At 62.9% G+C, this 15,532-nt stretch carries 10 protein-coding genes and 1 rRNA gene; 8 read left to right on the plus strand and 3 right to left on the minus strand.

Translation table 11 applies throughout. The features are described 5' to 3' along the window. Together DCO48_RS21990 and DCO48_RS21995 are read left to right on the plus strand one after the other, a co-directional pair. The coding region (locus tag DCO48_RS21990; protein ID WP_116552715.1) for an immunoglobulin-like domain-containing protein at positions 1 to 4,051 on the plus strand (4,051 nt) is incomplete at its 5' end. A gap of 108 nt (positions 4,052 to 4,159) precedes the next feature. Continuing rightward, positions 4,160 to 4,504, plus strand: coding sequence for a tryptophan synthase subunit beta (locus DCO48_RS21995; protein ID WP_116552716.1), 345 nt, complete (start codon positions 4,160 to 4,162; stop codon positions 4,502 to 4,504). A gap of 87 nt (positions 4,505 to 4,591) precedes the next feature. Here DCO48_RS21995 and lapD read toward each other — a convergent pair whose 3' ends face one another. Together lapD and lapG are read right to left on the minus strand one after the other, a co-directional pair. Then, positions 4,592 to 6,538: a cyclic di-GMP receptor LapD gene (lapD, locus tag DCO48_RS22000; protein ID WP_116552717.1), complete on the minus strand. Its 1,947-nt coding sequence runs from the start codon at positions 6,536 to 6,538 to the stop codon at positions 4,592 to 4,594. 9 nt (positions 6,539 to 6,547) lie between these two features. After that, the gene (gene lapG / locus DCO48_RS22005) at positions 6,548 to 7,210 is read right to left on the minus strand and encodes a cysteine protease LapG (RefSeq protein WP_165840820.1); all 663 of its coding nucleotides are present in this window, start codon (positions 7,208 to 7,210) and stop codon (positions 6,548 to 6,550) included. A 341-nt stretch (positions 7,211 to 7,551) separates the two neighbouring features. Here lapG and DCO48_RS22010 point away from each other — a divergent pair, with 341 nt between their 5' ends. The 6 genes from DCO48_RS22010 (at position 7,552) to DCO48_RS22035 (ending at position 15,150) form a co-directional block, all read left to right on the plus strand. Beyond that, positions 7,552 to 8,244: a GntR family transcriptional regulator gene (locus DCO48_RS22010; protein ID WP_116552719.1), complete on the plus strand. Its 693-nt coding sequence runs from the start codon at positions 7,552 to 7,554 to the stop codon at positions 8,242 to 8,244. A gap of 76 nt (positions 8,245 to 8,320) precedes the next feature. Beyond that, on the plus strand, positions 8,321 to 8,875 hold the full coding sequence (locus DCO48_RS22015; protein ID WP_116552720.1) for a thioesterase domain-containing protein: 555 nt from the start codon (positions 8,321 to 8,323) through the stop codon (positions 8,873 to 8,875). Between the two features lie 604 nt (positions 8,876 to 9,479). Then, positions 9,480 to 10,253 carry a DUF3050 domain-containing protein gene (locus DCO48_RS22020; RefSeq protein ID WP_116552721.1) on the plus strand — a complete coding sequence of 258 codons (774 nt, stop codon included), beginning with the start codon at positions 9,480 to 9,482 and terminating at the stop codon, positions 10,251 to 10,253. Then, positions 10,250 to 11,197, plus strand: a complete 948-nt coding sequence (locus DCO48_RS22025) for a diiron oxygenase (protein WP_116552722.1) — start codon at positions 10,250 to 10,252, stop codon at positions 11,195 to 11,197. Before DCO48_RS22020 ends, DCO48_RS22025 begins: the two co-directional genes overlap by 4 nt. Beyond that, on the plus strand, positions 11,194 to 14,649 hold the full coding sequence (locus DCO48_RS22030; protein WP_116552723.1) for a non-ribosomal peptide synthetase: 3,456 nt from the start codon (positions 11,194 to 11,196) through the stop codon (positions 14,647 to 14,649). Before DCO48_RS22025 ends, DCO48_RS22030 begins: the two co-directional genes overlap by 4 nt. Positions 14,650 to 14,682: 33 nt before the next feature. Beyond that, positions 14,683 to 15,150 (plus strand): SRPBCC family protein, encoded by a 468-nt coding sequence (locus DCO48_RS22035; protein ID WP_116552724.1) that lies wholly within the window; start codon positions 14,683 to 14,685, stop codon positions 15,148 to 15,150. A gap of 105 nt (positions 15,151 to 15,255) precedes the next feature. Here DCO48_RS22035 and rrf read toward each other — a convergent pair. Then, positions 15,256 to 15,371: ribosomal RNA gene (rrf, locus tag DCO48_RS22040) — 5S ribosomal RNA — on the minus strand. Between the last annotated feature and the right edge of the window lie 161 nt (positions 15,372 to 15,532).

The following is a 15,532-nucleotide window of genomic DNA, read 5'->3' on the forward strand; positions in this document are numbered from 1 at the left end:
CGACAAAACCGACGTTACGACGGTTAGCCTGAGCGCCAGCACCTCCGTGGCCGAGGGCGGCCAGATCGTCTATACCGCGACCCTGAACAACGCCGCCGACACCCCAGTGACGGTGACCCTGTCCAACGGCCAGAGCATCGTCATCGGCGCCGGGCAAACCTCGAACAGCATCAACGTCGCCGCGCCAACTGATGACGTGTACCTCGACGCCGGCCCGGTCAGCGCGAAGATCACTGGCGCCAGCGGCGGCAACTTCGAATCGCTGTCGTACAACGACACCCCGGCTGTCACCCAGGTGACCGATACCCTCAACGACACCACCGTCAGTATCACTGGCGCCACCTCGGTGGCCGAAGGCGGCACAGCGACCTACACAGTCACCCTGAACAACACCGCCACTGCCGATGTGCTGGTCAAACTCAGCTACACCGGTACCGCCGCCAATGGCAGCGACTACACCGGCGTCGCCACCGTGACCATCCGCGCCGGCAGCAACAAGGCCGACTTCAGCATCCCGACGGTGAAAGACAACGTTACCGAAGGCACCGAGCAGTTCACCGTCAAGGTCGACTCGGCCAGTGGCGGCAACTTCGAGAACCTGGTGGTGAGCGGTACTGCGGGCAGCGTTACCACGCAGATCTTCGAACCCGCACCGATTCTCGACCTGGACGCCAACAACTCCAGCGGCAAGACCGGCGCCGACTTCCAGACCACCTTCACCGAGAACCAACCTGGTTCAGGCGTGTCGATCGGCGACATCGACGTGTCGATCACCGATATCGACAGCACCCAACTGACCGGCGCGACCGTCACCCTCACCAACCGTCAGCCAGACGACATGCTGAACCTGGGCAACAAGGTCACCGGCATCAACATCAGCACCAGCATGACCGATGGCAAGGTGGTACTGACCCTCACCGGCAATGCCTCGCTGGCCGACTACATCCAGCAGATCAAGAACATCACCTTCAGCAACGCCAGCGAAAACCCGAGCACCACGCCACGGGTCATCACGGTAACGGTGACCGACGGAGTCAATACCTCCAACACCGCGACCACCACGGTCAACGTGGTGGCGGTCAACGACGCGCCAGTGAGTACCGGCGGCGCGGTGACCGGTACCGAAGACACCGACCTGGTACTGAACTGGACCGACTTCCGTATCTCCGATGTCGACAGCCCGGCGGCCAACCTCGGTCTGACCATCACCAAGCTACCAGTGGACGGCACGCTGCAGTACAAGGATGGCGCGACCTGGAAGACCCTCTCCGCCGCCGATACCGGCAAGGTGTTCAGCAAAGCCGATATCGACGCCGGCAACCTGAAGTTCGTGCCCAAAGCCAACGAATCGGGTAGCGATGCCTACGGCGGCAGCGGCGTGGGCAACAAGATGGCCGACTACGCGCAGATCAACTACAAGCCAACCGATGGCCTGGCGCTGGGCAACGAAGCCACGCTGAAAGTCGACATCAGCCCGGTGGCCGACAAACCGAACCTGAGCATCGGCAGCAATGCCGTGACCTCGACCGGTCTGATCAAGGAAACCTGGACCGGCCTCAACGGCCTCGGTACCGACGGCAATGGCGCCAGCGCCAGCACCCTGAAAACCGTGATCGATGGCGCCGGTACGCCGAAAACCAGCGGTGTCGCCAGCGACGTGTCGGCCAGCAGTGTAACCGTCGGTATCGCCTCGAAAACCTCCGGGCTGATCTACCTGGAAGCCGGCAAGTCGTACAAGTTCACCGGGGTTGGCGATGACAGCCTGCTGGTGAACGTGGGTGGCAAGAACGTGGCCAGCACCACCTGGGGCGCCGGTGGCCAGCTCAATGGCACCTTCGTGCCGACCAAAAGCGGCTACTACACCCTCGATATCTATCACTACAACCAGGCCGGGCCCGGCAGCTACGACGTCAACCTGTCGGTGAACGGCGGTGCGGCCATCGACCTGAGCAGCGCCGGTGTGCCGCTGTACACCGGGGTCGGCGACCTGACCAACGCCGGCGTGAACGTTTCGGAGCTGCACGGCAGCAACGGTGACGGCTACTACGACGGCTACAAGCTCAACGAAGGCGCCGAGAACGGCAGCGTCAAGCTGGTCGGCATCAGCACCGCGCTGACCGATACCGACCTGTCGGAGACCCTGAGCATCAAGCTGGGCGGCATCCCGACCGGTTCGGTGCTCAGCGACAATGCCGGGCACAGCGTGACCGTCGGCAGCACCGCGGTGGACGTCACCGGCTGGAACCTGAACAACCTGAGCATCAAGCCGCCGGCGTACTACAAGGGCAGCTTCGATGTGTCGGTCACCTCGACCGCCACCGAAACCGCCAACAACAACCAGGCCTCGACCCCGGGCACGATCAAGGTCACGGTCTACGCCGACAACTACACCGCGCTCAACGCCACCACCGAGAGCGACAACTGGACCGGCACCGACGGCAACGACATCGTCGTCGCCGACGTTACTGGCCTGCATGTGGTGCCAGGGCAGAACTACAACCTGGCGTTCATCGTCGACACCTCGGGCAGCATGGACACCGCCGTGGATACCGCGCAGAAATCCCTGCAATCGGTGTTCACCACCCTGTCCAACAGCGTCAAGGGTGCGCAATCCGGCACCCTGAACGTTCTGCTGGTGGACTTCGCCACCCAGGTCAAGACCACCGTATCGGTGAACATGGCTGACAGTACCGCCCTGCAAACCCTGAAAAACGCCCTGACCGCGATGTCGTCCGACGGCGGTACCAACTATGAGGACGCCTTCAAGACCACCGCCAACTGGTTCAAGGCGCTGAAGGCTGCCGGCAACACCGGCAGCAACCAGACCTTCTTCATTACCGACGGTCAGCCGACCTACTACCAGAGCGGCGAGCAGACCAACCCGACGCTGGCCTACTCCAACACCACCCTGGACAGCTTCCTGAGCCAGATCAACTACAAGATCGGCGACACCGTGACCCGCTACTCGCTGGACACCTATAACCGGGTGAGCATCGATTCCAGCGGCAAGCTGACCGCGCAGTACAACTACGGTGACGGCTGGAAAACCGCGACCTCGGGCACTATCCATGCCCAGGGCGATGGTACCTACGAGCTGTCCAGTCTCAATGGCGAAGGCAACTACACCAGCACCGATACCTGGAACAACTCACTGGCCAGCTTCGCGATTCTCAGCGGGCTGTCCAACGTCGAAGCCATCGGTCTGAACAGCGGAGTCAAGCTCGACGACCTCAAGCCGTTCGACTCCGACAAGACGCCACAGGCCAACATCGACCCGAGCAAGCTCGCCGATGCGATCCTGGGGCATACCGAAGCCACCTTGCCGGGCAACGACACGGTCAATGGCGGCGACGGTCACGACATCATCTTCGGCGACCTGATCAGCTTCAACTCGATTGCCGGTAACGGCGTCGAGGCGATACAGGCCTACGTGTCGCAGCAAACCGGGAAGGCCCTGGGCGATGTCGATGGTCGGGTACTGCACCAGTACATCACCGAGCATGTCAGCGAGTTCGACGTGTCGCGCGCCAACGACGGCGCCGACACCCTGCTGGGCGGGGATGGCAACGACATCCTGTTCGGTCAGGGCGGCAACGATTATCTCGACGGAGGTCGTGGCAACGACATCCTCCTGGGCGGGACCGGCAACGACACCCTGCTGGGTGGCGAGGGCAACGACATCCTGATCGGCGGCAAGGGCGATGACACCCTGACCGGCGGCAGCGGCGCCGACACCTTCGTGTGGAAGGCCGGTGACACTGGCAAGGATGTGATCAAGGACTTCAACCCGACGGCCGGCGACCGCCTCGACCTGAGCGATCTGTTGCAGGGCGAGAAGGCCAGCACCATCGACAACTTCCTGAAGATCACCACGGTCAATGGCGAATCGACGCTGCAGGTCAGCTCCGAGGGCAAGCTCAACGCGGCGGGCGGTATTGCCAACGCGGATGTGACGATCAAGCTGGAAGGGGTGAACTGGGCGAATACCACGATCAACTCGCTGGTGAGCGGGGCCGACCCGACTATCAAGATCGATCATTCCAACAGTTGACCGCCATGGCGCGTCAGCAGGCATACTCGCGCGCCAGGCACACAGCCTGGTGCGCTTGGCCTATGCTGCTGAAGGCACAGACGGACTGAATTTGATGAGGGATATCCCATGTACTACGTGCAACGCGACACCCAGGGCCAACTGGTACGGGTAGAGGCCGCCGCCTACGCGGAGTACACGGAGATGCTAGCGGCCGATCATGCCGAGATTCAGGCGTGGTTTGCCGACGACACGGTCGAAACCAGTCTGCGCGTGCTCAAGCAGAGTGACCTGGACATGATTCGGGTGCTGGAAGACTTGATCGAGGTGCTGACGGCCAAGGGTGTGCTGAGCATCACCGACTTGCCACCCGGCGCCCAGGCCAAACTGCTGAACCGCAGTTCGGCGCGGGAAGCGCTGGGCGGGTTGAGCAATTTGATCGATGACAGTGAAGAGAGTGGTGGCTTGATCTGAGGGCCCTATCGCGGGACAAGCCCGCTCCCACAGGGGCACTGCGGTCTTTGTGGGAGCGGGCTTGTCCCGCGATAGGGTGTTCTGGGCCTAGCGCCAGGGGGCGGGTTCGCCCACCAGTTGCCCCTGCACACCAAACACGCCCATCTCCCGCAGCACCGCCAGTTCCCCTTCCGTCTCGACCCGCTCGGCAATCAGCGGCAGGTCGATGCTGTGCGCCGCGCCCTGGATCGCCTCGATGAACATCCGCTTGTGCTGCTCCTGGTCGATCGCACGGATATAGCTGCCATCGATCTTCAAGTACGCCAGGCCCAGATGCGCGAGGTTGCCGATCATGCTGAAGCGCCCACCAAAGCGCTGCAAACTCAGGCTGTAACCTAGCGTGCGCAGGCGCCGGGTCAAACCTTCCAGCACCGACTGCTCGGGCAACTGTTCCTCAGCGATTTCCAGCGTCAGCCGCGACCCCAGCGCCGGGTGCTGCGCCAGCAGGTCATACACCTGCTGCAGGGCTTTCGGGTCGGCCAGGGTTGCCGCCGACAGATTAAGCGCCAGCGCCTGATCATGGTTGCGCATCTGCTTTAGCACCTGTTCAAGCATCAGCAGGTCGAGCCGCGCCGACCAGCCGAAGCGCTCCAGCCAGGGCAGGAAACGTCCGGCGGCGATGGTCTGGCCTTGCCCGTCGAGCAGACGCGACAGCACCTTGTAGTGCAGCACCTTGTCCAGGTCGGCACAGGCCACCACCGGCTGGAAGAACAGCGCGAAGCGACCCTGTGTCAGTGCCTCGTCGAGCAAGGTGTGCCAGGCATGATGGGTATCCCCCGCCTGCGGTGCCGTGCCCTGCTCCAGGCAGACCCAACCCGGTTCCAGCTGGCTTTCGGCCCGCGCCAGCGCTTCGTCGGCCAGCTTGAGCAGCGCGTGCGGGGCATCGCCCGGACTGAACGGCGCCAGGCCGATACAGGCCACCGGGGTGACGTCGGAGGCACCGGTGGCATGCAGGCTCTGCAAGGTCGCTTCCAGCGCCTGGGCCAGCTGGATCGCCTCGTCATGCACCAACCCCGGCGCCAGCACGGCAAACTCGCCGCCACGGCTGCGGGTGACCAGGTTATTGGTTTCCGGGTAATTCGAGCAGGTACGCTGCAACTGCTGACCGACCGCCTGCAACAGCTGGTCGGTGCGCTGCCCGCCCAGCCGCTGGTTGAGCCCGGCCAGGTCCTTGACCCGCAACAACAGCAGGTAGCCAGGGCGCGCCTCGTCGAGGTTGCTTACCCGCGCATTCAGTTGCATCTCGAAATAGCGCCGGTTGGCCAGCCCGGTGAGGCTGTCCTGATAGGACTCGACCCGCAGCTTCTCGCTGCGCTCGGCCTGCTCCTTGAACAACGCCTTGAGCTTCTCGACCATCTGGTTCATCGCCTGCACCACCCGACGCAACTCCGGGGTGCGCGGCAGGTCGGGCAGGCTGAGGAATTCGCGCCGGGCAATGGCGTGCGACTGCGCCACCATGTAGTCCAGCGGCTTGAGCTGACGGCGCAGCAGCAATGCGCCGAGCACCGCACTCGCCGCGCCACACAGCAGCAGCCAGCCCAGGCTGCCGAGGGCGCTCTGCCAGAGCTTGGCCAGCGCGAACATCGGGTGGCTGACCACCTCGACCCGCGCCGCCTGTTGCCAGCCACGGCTGACAATCGCATCGCCACCGGCCGGCTCCAGACCAATCAGGTGGATGAACCAACCCGGCACGCTGCCGGCATCCGGCTCGACATGCCGCTCCACCAACAGAGCATTGGACTGCAGGTCGACCACCCGAATGCTCGCATAATAGCCACTGTCGAAGATCGAGCTGACCAGCAGCTCGACCATCGCCGGGTCGTCGATGTTCGGCGTCAGCGACAGTGCCAGCGCGGTGGCTGCGTCCTGCGCATGCGAACGCAGTTGATTGACGTACTGGCTGCGCGAGCTTTCCAGGCTGACCATGAAGCTACCGCTGAACGCGACCACCAGGAACAGGCAGATGGCCAACAGCAATTGTTTGAACAGTGACATCTGGGCTCCTCAGTTGGCCGGCTCGGCAGGGAATCCTTCGGCCTGCATCTTCTTCAATAGATCCTGCCAGCGCGACAGGCGTTTCGTGTCGCCGACTTTCTTGTTGCCCTTGGCGCCGGTCAGCCACAGACCCTCACCGTTGAAGGCGTACACCGGCAACAGGTCGGTGCGCTGGCTGGCTGGCTGGATCGCGTCGATCAGACTGTCGAGCACCAGCGGCATGGCGTCGGGGCTGGAATAGTAGGTCAGGACCATGTGCGCGCGGTTCTGGCGCAGGGCCTTGACGTAGGTGATGCGCAGTTTGTCGCTGTCGATGCCGAGCCGGCGCAGGCTGAAGTACTTGGCGATGGCGTAGTCCTCGCAGTCACCGGCGCCCTTGATCAGGGACTGGATCGGTGTCGCCCAATAGTCGACCTCATGCCACAGGTCGATGTCCTCTTCATAACGCAACTGGCGGTTGAAGAACTGATTGACCACCTGCAGGCGCTCGGCCTCGCTCAACTGCTTCTGGGTGGCCAGTAACTGCTGCCAGGCGTCGATCCGTTGCTGCCCGGCACCCAGCGACCCGTAGAGGGCCTGGGCCTTGCGGCTGATCTGGGAGAAATCCCAGTCCGCGCGCAAGCTGCCCAGCAAGACGCAGCCAAGCAACAGAGCCAGCCCTACCCGGCGCATGGTCAGATCAACAGCCCAACGTATCGCCAAGGCGAACTATCCGCGCAGTTTCGAAAGAAAACGATGGTGCCGCCTGAACCGGGAAAAAACAATGGCACAGAACAATCACTTCGATATTACGAAGCCTGGTGCAACAACGCCCGACCGGCGCCACTGAGCGGGCGCTTCCCTTACACAGCGACTTCCTTCACGATAGCCGCACGGTCCGCCGCCAGCCACCGCATCACCGGGCTGAGGTGGCATCAACGCACTTTGGTCGGGCCGGTTTGACAAGGATAACTTCCCTCTCTAGGGTAATTGGATCCAATCATCAAATGCTCCGATACCAGGACCGAGTCAGCGTGGCCGAGAAAACCAAACCTTTGAGCAGCATTCTGGGTGGCGAGCAAGTCCCGCCCCACCTCGCGCGCAGTGTGATCGAAGAGCGGCTGCGCAGTGCAATCCTGGATGGTCGACTGGCTCCTGGCATGGCGCTGCGCCAACAAGAGCTGGCCACCCTGTTCGGCGTCAGCCGCATGCCGGTGCGCGAGGCCCTGCGCCAGCTCGAAGCGCAATCGCTGCTGCAGGTGGTGGCCCACAAGGGCGCGGTGGTCGCGCCGTTGATCGGCGAAGACGCCGTCGACACCTATGCCCTGCGGGTCATCCTCGAAACCGAGGCGCTGCGCCAGTCCATCCCGCTGCTGACGGCCGAGGACATCGCCCTGGCCCGTGGCTACATCGCCCAGCTGGAGAACGAAACCCGGCATGCCGAGATCGGCCGCTTGAATCGGCTGTTCCACATGTCGCTGTACTGCAAGGCCAGCAACCGCAAATTGCTGCGCCTGATTGAAATCGAGCTCAACGAGGAGGAGCGCTTCCTGCGCTTCCACCTGTCGTCGATGGGGCTTGGCAAACTGACCCAGGACGATCATATCGGCCTGGTCGACGCCGCCAGCGACAAGCTGGTCGACAACGCCGTGGCGGTACTGGAGCGGCACCTGAACAACGCAAAACGTACGATCAGCAACTACCTGAACCAACAAAACAACGCTTGATTCGCGCCCGATCCGCTCACAAGGTGGCGACGGCTCGCAAGACCCACTCGAAACCAGCCGAGTGAAAGGAAAGGCCGTGTACGCGCACAAATTCCACCGTCGGGCCGGTGACCCTAACGACCTTGCGGGAAAGATCCGTCTCATCTGTTTCGCCAGCAGCGTCGGCGAACAGGTGCAGTTCCGCCGCTGGTCGAGCCAGCTCAGCGACCATATCGAACTGCTGGCAGTAGATACGCCGATGTTTGCCCAACTGAGCGGCGCAGAGGCACTGCCGGCGTTGATCGAGCGCTTGTCCACCTACCTTGGCAGCCCCCATGCACTGTTTGCCCAAGGCGCCAGCGGCGCCGTCGCCTATCAGGTGGCAGAGGCAGCACAACGGCGTTTCCCCGGCTGCACACGCCATGTATTTGTTTCCAGTTGTAATGCGCCCGAGCCCTCGGACCCGGCACTGAACATCCCCCTCACTGTCCTGTACCCCGCGGGGGCTGCCACGGCCCTGGCCAGCTGGCGCGACTACAACCACCGCGAGCTTGAGCTGATCGAGCTGCCAAATCCGCAACCCGGCGACTCCCGCGGGCAACAGCGACTGCTGCAGATCATCAATACCCACCTGGGTCTTCTGAGCCTGTAAGGCCCCCATCCGAATAGCTGTACTTTTCCTCGCGCAATCCACTTGGGCACTGCCAGTGGCTATTCAGCCATGGCAGTGCAGCTGTTTTCAGCACACTCTTATGCCTGCAACGACCGCTGATCGCCGTATCACAGGCCAGGTCGTGCGTCTCTCGCCGACCAGAAAAGGAGCCTGCCCACGGGCAAGGGCCGATACCGATCAGCTGCCCCCCATAGATCGCCTGACCTGCTTTTTAGTCTGACCAGTGCTCCGAGTGAGGCATTCACTCCTCGTTAATTATTTTGGCTTGAGTTAGCTGAAAGGAGCACTCACGTGGAAACAAAACAATATTCATTGTTTTGAATAGACACTTATTATCAAAATAAAGCTGTCACTTAATATAATTTAAAAGTTACTTGCAGAAGCCCTTAAAGTTGCTCTAACTTTTAAATTGAAATTTCGCCAAGCCCTATGAAACAAGGCCTACAGCACAATTAGCTTAGGCCCGCTGGCGATTTTCTTCGCAACCATTACTGCCATCGACTTTCTCGTTCGAGGCACCCGTTCGAACGTAGAAAGTTAAAACAACCATCGCCTTATTGATGTACCCGAACAGGAGTTCCCCATGGATTCGATTAAACAACGCCTGGACCAGAAGAAAGCCGAGATGGCCGAACACCCGATCTTTGCCGAAATCGATTGTTTGCCGGTATTGCAACGTTTCATGGAAACCCATGTATTTGCCGTGTGGGATTTCATGTCGCTGACCAAGCGCCTGCAGCACGAACTCACCTGTCTCCAGCTGCCCTGGCTGCCACCGCAGGACCCGAAAGCCGCCCGGCTGATCAACGAGATCGTGCTCGGTGAGGAGTCCGACGACCGTCTCGACCATGGCCATTACAGCCACTTCGAGCTGTACCTGGATGCGATGCGCGAAGTGGGTGCGCAGACGGCCACCATCGAACAGTTCGTCGCCTTGCAGCGCAACGGCATCGGCTACCTCGGCGCGCTACAACGGGTCGGCGCCAGCAGCGCCGCCCGCGCGTTTGTCGGGCAGACCCTCGACATCGCCTTGAACGCCCCCGCCCACGCCGTGGCAGCAGCCTTCCTGCACGGGCGCGAAAGTGTCATTCCACGGATGTTCCAGCGCCTGCTCGACGACTGGGGCATCACCGGCGAGCAGGCACCGACCTTCCGCTACTACCTGGAACGCCACATCGAAGTCGACGCCGAAGACCACGGCCCGGCGGCAGAGCAGCTACTGGAACGCCTTGTAGCCGGCGACCGGCAACGCGAGCGCGAGGTGTACGAAACGGCGCTTGTCGCGGTGGACAGCCGTATCGCCTTCTGGGACAGCCTGCGCGTATCGATGCGGGCCGGGGCCGAGGCGCACGTATGAACGCCATCGACTACCACTCTTTCGCCGAGGTCTGGGAGGACCGCGCGACCATCCGCACCCGTCCGCGGCGGCGGCTGGAAGACGATGAGCGGCTGATCTACCCGCTCAGCCGTCAGCCGCTGGTACTCAGCGCGCCGTTCCTGCGCGAATGCCCGCAGTTGCGCGATTTCGCCCTGGTGCAGAGCCTCTACAAGTTCATCAACGATGTGGTGATTTTCGAAACCGAGATTGTCGACCGCACGGCGCGTGCCATCGCCAAGGACCGCTTTGCCATCCGCTTCCCATTCGCCTGTCGCTACGACGCGATGACGGTGGTGGTGGACGAGGACTATCACGCGCTGGTGGCGATGGACTTCATGCAGCAAGCGGTCGCCCTGACCGGTATCGAGCCGATCCCACTGCCTGCCGAGATCGAGCTGAGCCGGGCGATTCCCGCCGCCCTGGCAATGGTCCCGGCGCACCTGCGCGATGCGGTCGAGCTGATCTGCGTAGGCATCGCCGAGAACACCCTGACCAACGACGTGGCGGCGTTCGCCCGCGATGACAGCGTCAAGCAGTCGATCAAGGGGCTGATGGCCGATCACCTGCTCGACGAGGGTCGCCACTCGACGTTCTGGGCGCGACTGGTGCGCTGGTACTGGCAGGGCGCCGCGCCGGTCGATCGCGAGCGCATTGCCCAGGTGCTGCCGGTGTTCATCGGCCAGTACCTGACCAACGATATCCAGAAAGCCTTCGATTTTGCCCTCATCGACCACCTGGACGTCAGCGCAACGCTGCGCGATGCGTTGCGTGAAGAAGCACTGGGCATGGCTTTCCCGATCAACCGCCAGCACCCGCTGCTGGCCAACATCCTGCGCTTTTTCCGCGCCAGCACGCTGCTCGACAGCCCCTGCGTACAAGAGGCACTGACCGACTACCTGCCCTCGCCAAGGAGCGCCCCATGAAACGCCTCGAGATCCTCCTGGTGGGCCGCAGCCCGGCGCTGCTGACCCTCAACCAGGCACTGCAGTCACACGGGCACGTGCTGTACCACGCCCGTTCGCACGACCTGCTGGCGCTGTATCGGTCGCACCCGCAGTTGCTCATCGAGGACGGCAGCCTGGAACTGCACGCCACCGAGCGAAGCCGACTGGGCAACTGTGCCCATCTTGGCCTGCGCCTGGGCAGCAGCCCCGCGCCGGCCGGGCAATTGCCGGCGCTGGAACTGTTGTGCTGGACTGGCAGCGCCACCGCGCAGCGGCTGATCGTGCGCGAACCGCTGGCGCCCGAGCCGTCCGGGAATGGTCAGGCACTGCGCCGACGGGCCATCGATACCTTGCTTGAGTTGGTCGAAGTGCACGTCAGCCGCTGCTCGCGCAACCCCGACTACCTGCACCAGGCCGCCGCCGTCGGACCGATGCTGCAGGCCCAGGAACATGACCTGTACTGGCTGGAGCACATTGCTTTCGTCCACCCGTTCAACCACACCGCTGCACCCGCGCTATTGGCGCAAAGCCAGACACCGGTGATCGAACGCCTCGAGCGTAGCCTGCAGGCCTTCGCCCACCTGCCGGCGTTGAACCTTGGCGGGCGGCGCATCAGCTACGCGCAATTACATGCCCAGGCGCTGGCGATCCAGCAACAGCTGGACGCGCTGTTGCCCGCCAGGTGCGCCGGCCAGGCACCGCCGGTGATTGCGCTGTGCCTGCCGAAGTCGCTGGCCCTGTATGCGAGCCTGCTGGCGGTGCTCGGCAGCGGCGCGGTGTATCTGCCGCTGGACCCAAGCCATCCGGCCGAGCGCCTGGGTTTTATTCTCGACAACGCGCAAGTCGCGCTACTGGTGCATGACGGCCAGTTCAGCGGCGGCGCGCGGCAGTTGCCACGCCTGGACCTGAGCCAGCTGCCAACAGCGGCCACGGCGCCGCTGGCGGGGTTGATGCAGCAACGCCCCGCAGCGGAACAGGCCTGCGTGGCGATCTACACCTCCGGCACCACCGGGCAACCCAAGGGCGTACTGCTCGATCAACGTAACCTCAGCCATTTCCAGGCCTGGTACGCCGAACACGTCGAACTGGGCACACAGAGCCGGGTACTACAGTTCTCCACCATCGGCTTCGACGCCTCGTTGCTGGATATCCTGCCCACCTGGGTGTGCGGCGCCGAACTGGTCATCCCCAGCGAAGACCAGCGTCGCGATCCACAGCAATTGCTGGACCTGATGACCCAAGCGGAGGTGACTCATGCCTTCCTGCCGCCCGCGCTGCTGAGCATTCTCGACCTACCGGCCAACAGCAGCCTGCGCCACCTGGTAACCGGCGGTGATGTCTGCGAGCCGGAGGTGATCGAGCGCCTGGCTGGCCAGTGCCGGTTGCACAATATCTACGGCCCGACCGAAACCACGGTACTGGCCACCACACGGGTATTCGCCTGCGGCGACAACAGCCGCAACATCGGTCGGCCGCTGCCCAACACCCAGGTGCTGATCCTCGACGAGCAGCGCCAGCCAGTGGACCAGCACACCCCTGGCGAGTTGTTCATTGCCGGCCCAGGGGTCGGGCCGGGCTACCTGGATAACCCGACGCTGACCCGCGAACGGTTCATTCACCTCGATCTGCCACAAGGCGAACGCCTGCGTCTGTACCGCACCGGCGATATCGCCCACTGGGGCGCCGACGGCATCGAAATCTGCGGGCGACAAGATAATCAGGTGAAGATTCGCGGCTTTCGGGTCGAACCGGAAGAGATCGAGCATTGCCTGCGCGCCAGCCGCCTGTTCGCGCAAGTGGCGGTGGTGATCGACGAGCGCCGACGGGTACTGGCGTTTCTTGCCCAACCACGCCAGGCCGGTGCCGAGGCCGCGCTGCGCGACCAGGCGACGCAGCAACTGCCGGACTACATGCGCCCGGTGCTGTATCAGGTGCTGGCGCAGATGCCCTACACCGCCAACGGCAAGGTCGACCGCCGCGCGCTGCTGCCGTTGCCGCTGAACCTGGCCAATACCACTGCACGCCAGGCGCCCGGCTCCGTGCTCGAACGGCAGTTACTGGGGCTGTGGAGCGAGCTGCTGGAACTGCCCGAGGAGGATATTTCCAGCGACGAGAGTTTCTTCAACCTCGGTGGCCACTCGATCTTGCTGTCACGCTTGCTGCTGGGGATTCGCGAACAGTTCGGGCGCGGCATTTCGATCAACCGCTTTATCGAAGCGCCAACCCTGCAACGCCTGGCGGCGCTGCTCAGTGGCGAAGCGGCCGAGGTCGGTCGGGTCGACCCGCAGGCGCTACACGACGCCCAGCGCGCGCTCGATCTGCAAGCGCTGCCACTGAGCCAACTGGGCGACCCACACAAAGTGATCGTGACCGGCGCCAACAGTTTTCTCGGCGTGCACATCGTCGAGGCGCTGCTCGACTGGGGCAGCACTGAGGTGGCCTGCTTGGTCCGCAGCAGCGCCGGGCAGTCGGCGGCCGAACGCTTCCATCAGGCGCTTGTGGATAACCGCCTGGAAGGCCTGGACATGCGCCGCGTGCGGGTACTCGACGCCGACCTGCGCCAGCCGCGACTGGGCCTGAGCGCCGCCGACTACGACGACCTCGACCGGCGCTTTGGCGCACTGGTGCACAACGCCGCACAGGTCAACCACGTGCTCGATTACCCGGCGCTGGCCGCCGATAACGTCGAGCCGCTGTTTGCCCTGCTACGACTGTGCGAGGGGCGTAGCAAGAAGCTGTTCAACTTTGTCTCGACGCTGTCGGCGTGCAGCGCGCGGACCGCCGATGGCCGGGTGCTGGAGCAGCCGCCGGTGGAGACGCCACCGATCTATATCCGCAATGGCTACAACCTGAGCAAATGGGTCGGCGAGCGGATTCTGCAGCGGGCCTGCGAACAGGGCGTACGGGTCAATCTGTTCCGCCCCGGCAACATCGCCTTCGACAGCCGACACGGGGTCTGCCAGCCACACCGCAACCGCCTGATGCTGATGCTCAAGGGCTCGTTGCAGCTGGGCCAGGTGCCGGCACTGGAACTGGACTTCGATCTGATGCCCGTGGACTTCCTCGCCCGCTTCATCGCCTTCCACAGCAGCCGGCACCAGGCCGATGCGGCGGTGTTCAACCTGCACAACCCCGAGCCACTGCGCTGGCGGCAATACGTCGAGGCGTTCCGCGACAGTGGCCGGCCGTTCGAGCTGGTGGCGGTCGAGCAGTGGCAACGTCAGTTGCAGCGCGTGGATCGCGACAACGCGCTGTTCGACGTGCTCGGTTTCTACCTCGATGGCTTCGAGGAGGACATCGGCGATATCCAACCCATCGAGCACCACAACGCCCGCGAAGGTGTGCGGCGCATGGGTGCGCATTACCCGGCCAAATCCCCGGCACTGTTGCAGCGTGGCTGCCAGTACCTGCGCGAGATCGGCTTTCTCTGACCCTTTCCCCAACCCAAGCAGGAGCAATACAGCATGCAAGCACTTCAACCCGATACCCTGATCCGCAACCCGGAAGGCTGCACAGTGGTGTCCAGTGTCGAGATCGCGGCCGCCGCGCCCAGTGTCTGGGCCATGGTCGGCAACTTTGCCGGCTTCCCGGTGTTCATTCCGGCGCTGGCGCATAGCGAGATGACCGGCAGCGGCGTGCGCTCGGTGCGCAAAAAGCTGTTCAAGGACGGTAACGTGGTGATCGAGCAGTTGAACAGCCGCGACGATCAGGCCATGAACATGACCTGGAGCCTGATCTACACCAGCCTGAATATCGGCAATCTATGGGCGGCGATGGAGGTGCAGGCACTGGGTGCAGGACACAGCCGCGCAACCTGGACGATCAAGGCCCAACCCTATGAAGGCGGTCCTGAGACATTGCCGGAGTTCCAGACGTTTTTACAGGGGTTTGCCGATGAGGCAATGGGCAATGTGAGGACTTTGCTGAGCTGAATGCGCCACGTACGTACCTACGCCGCATCGCGCGCAGGGCCTGAGTGTAGGCCCTGAAAAGACAAAACCCCTGTCTGCACTGCAGACAGGGGTTTTGGAATTTAATCTTGACGATGACCTACTCTCACATGGGGAAACCCCACACTACCATCGGCGATGCATCGTTTCACTGCTGAGTTCGGGATGGGATCAGGTGGTTCCAATGCTCTATGGTCGTCAAGAAATTCTGTGTGCCGGAGCGTCGTATGACGTGCCAGCGAATTCTTGATGCTTCTACATAAAGACAAAACCCCTACCTGCTTAGCAGATAGGGGTTTCGGAATTTAATCTTGACGATGACCTACTCTCACATGGGGAAACCCCACACTACCATCGGCGATGC

This window comes from Pseudomonas sp. SDI, from assembly GCF_003105155.1.
Taxonomy (GTDB): domain Bacteria; phylum Pseudomonadota; class Gammaproteobacteria; order Pseudomonadales; family Pseudomonadaceae; genus Aquipseudomonas.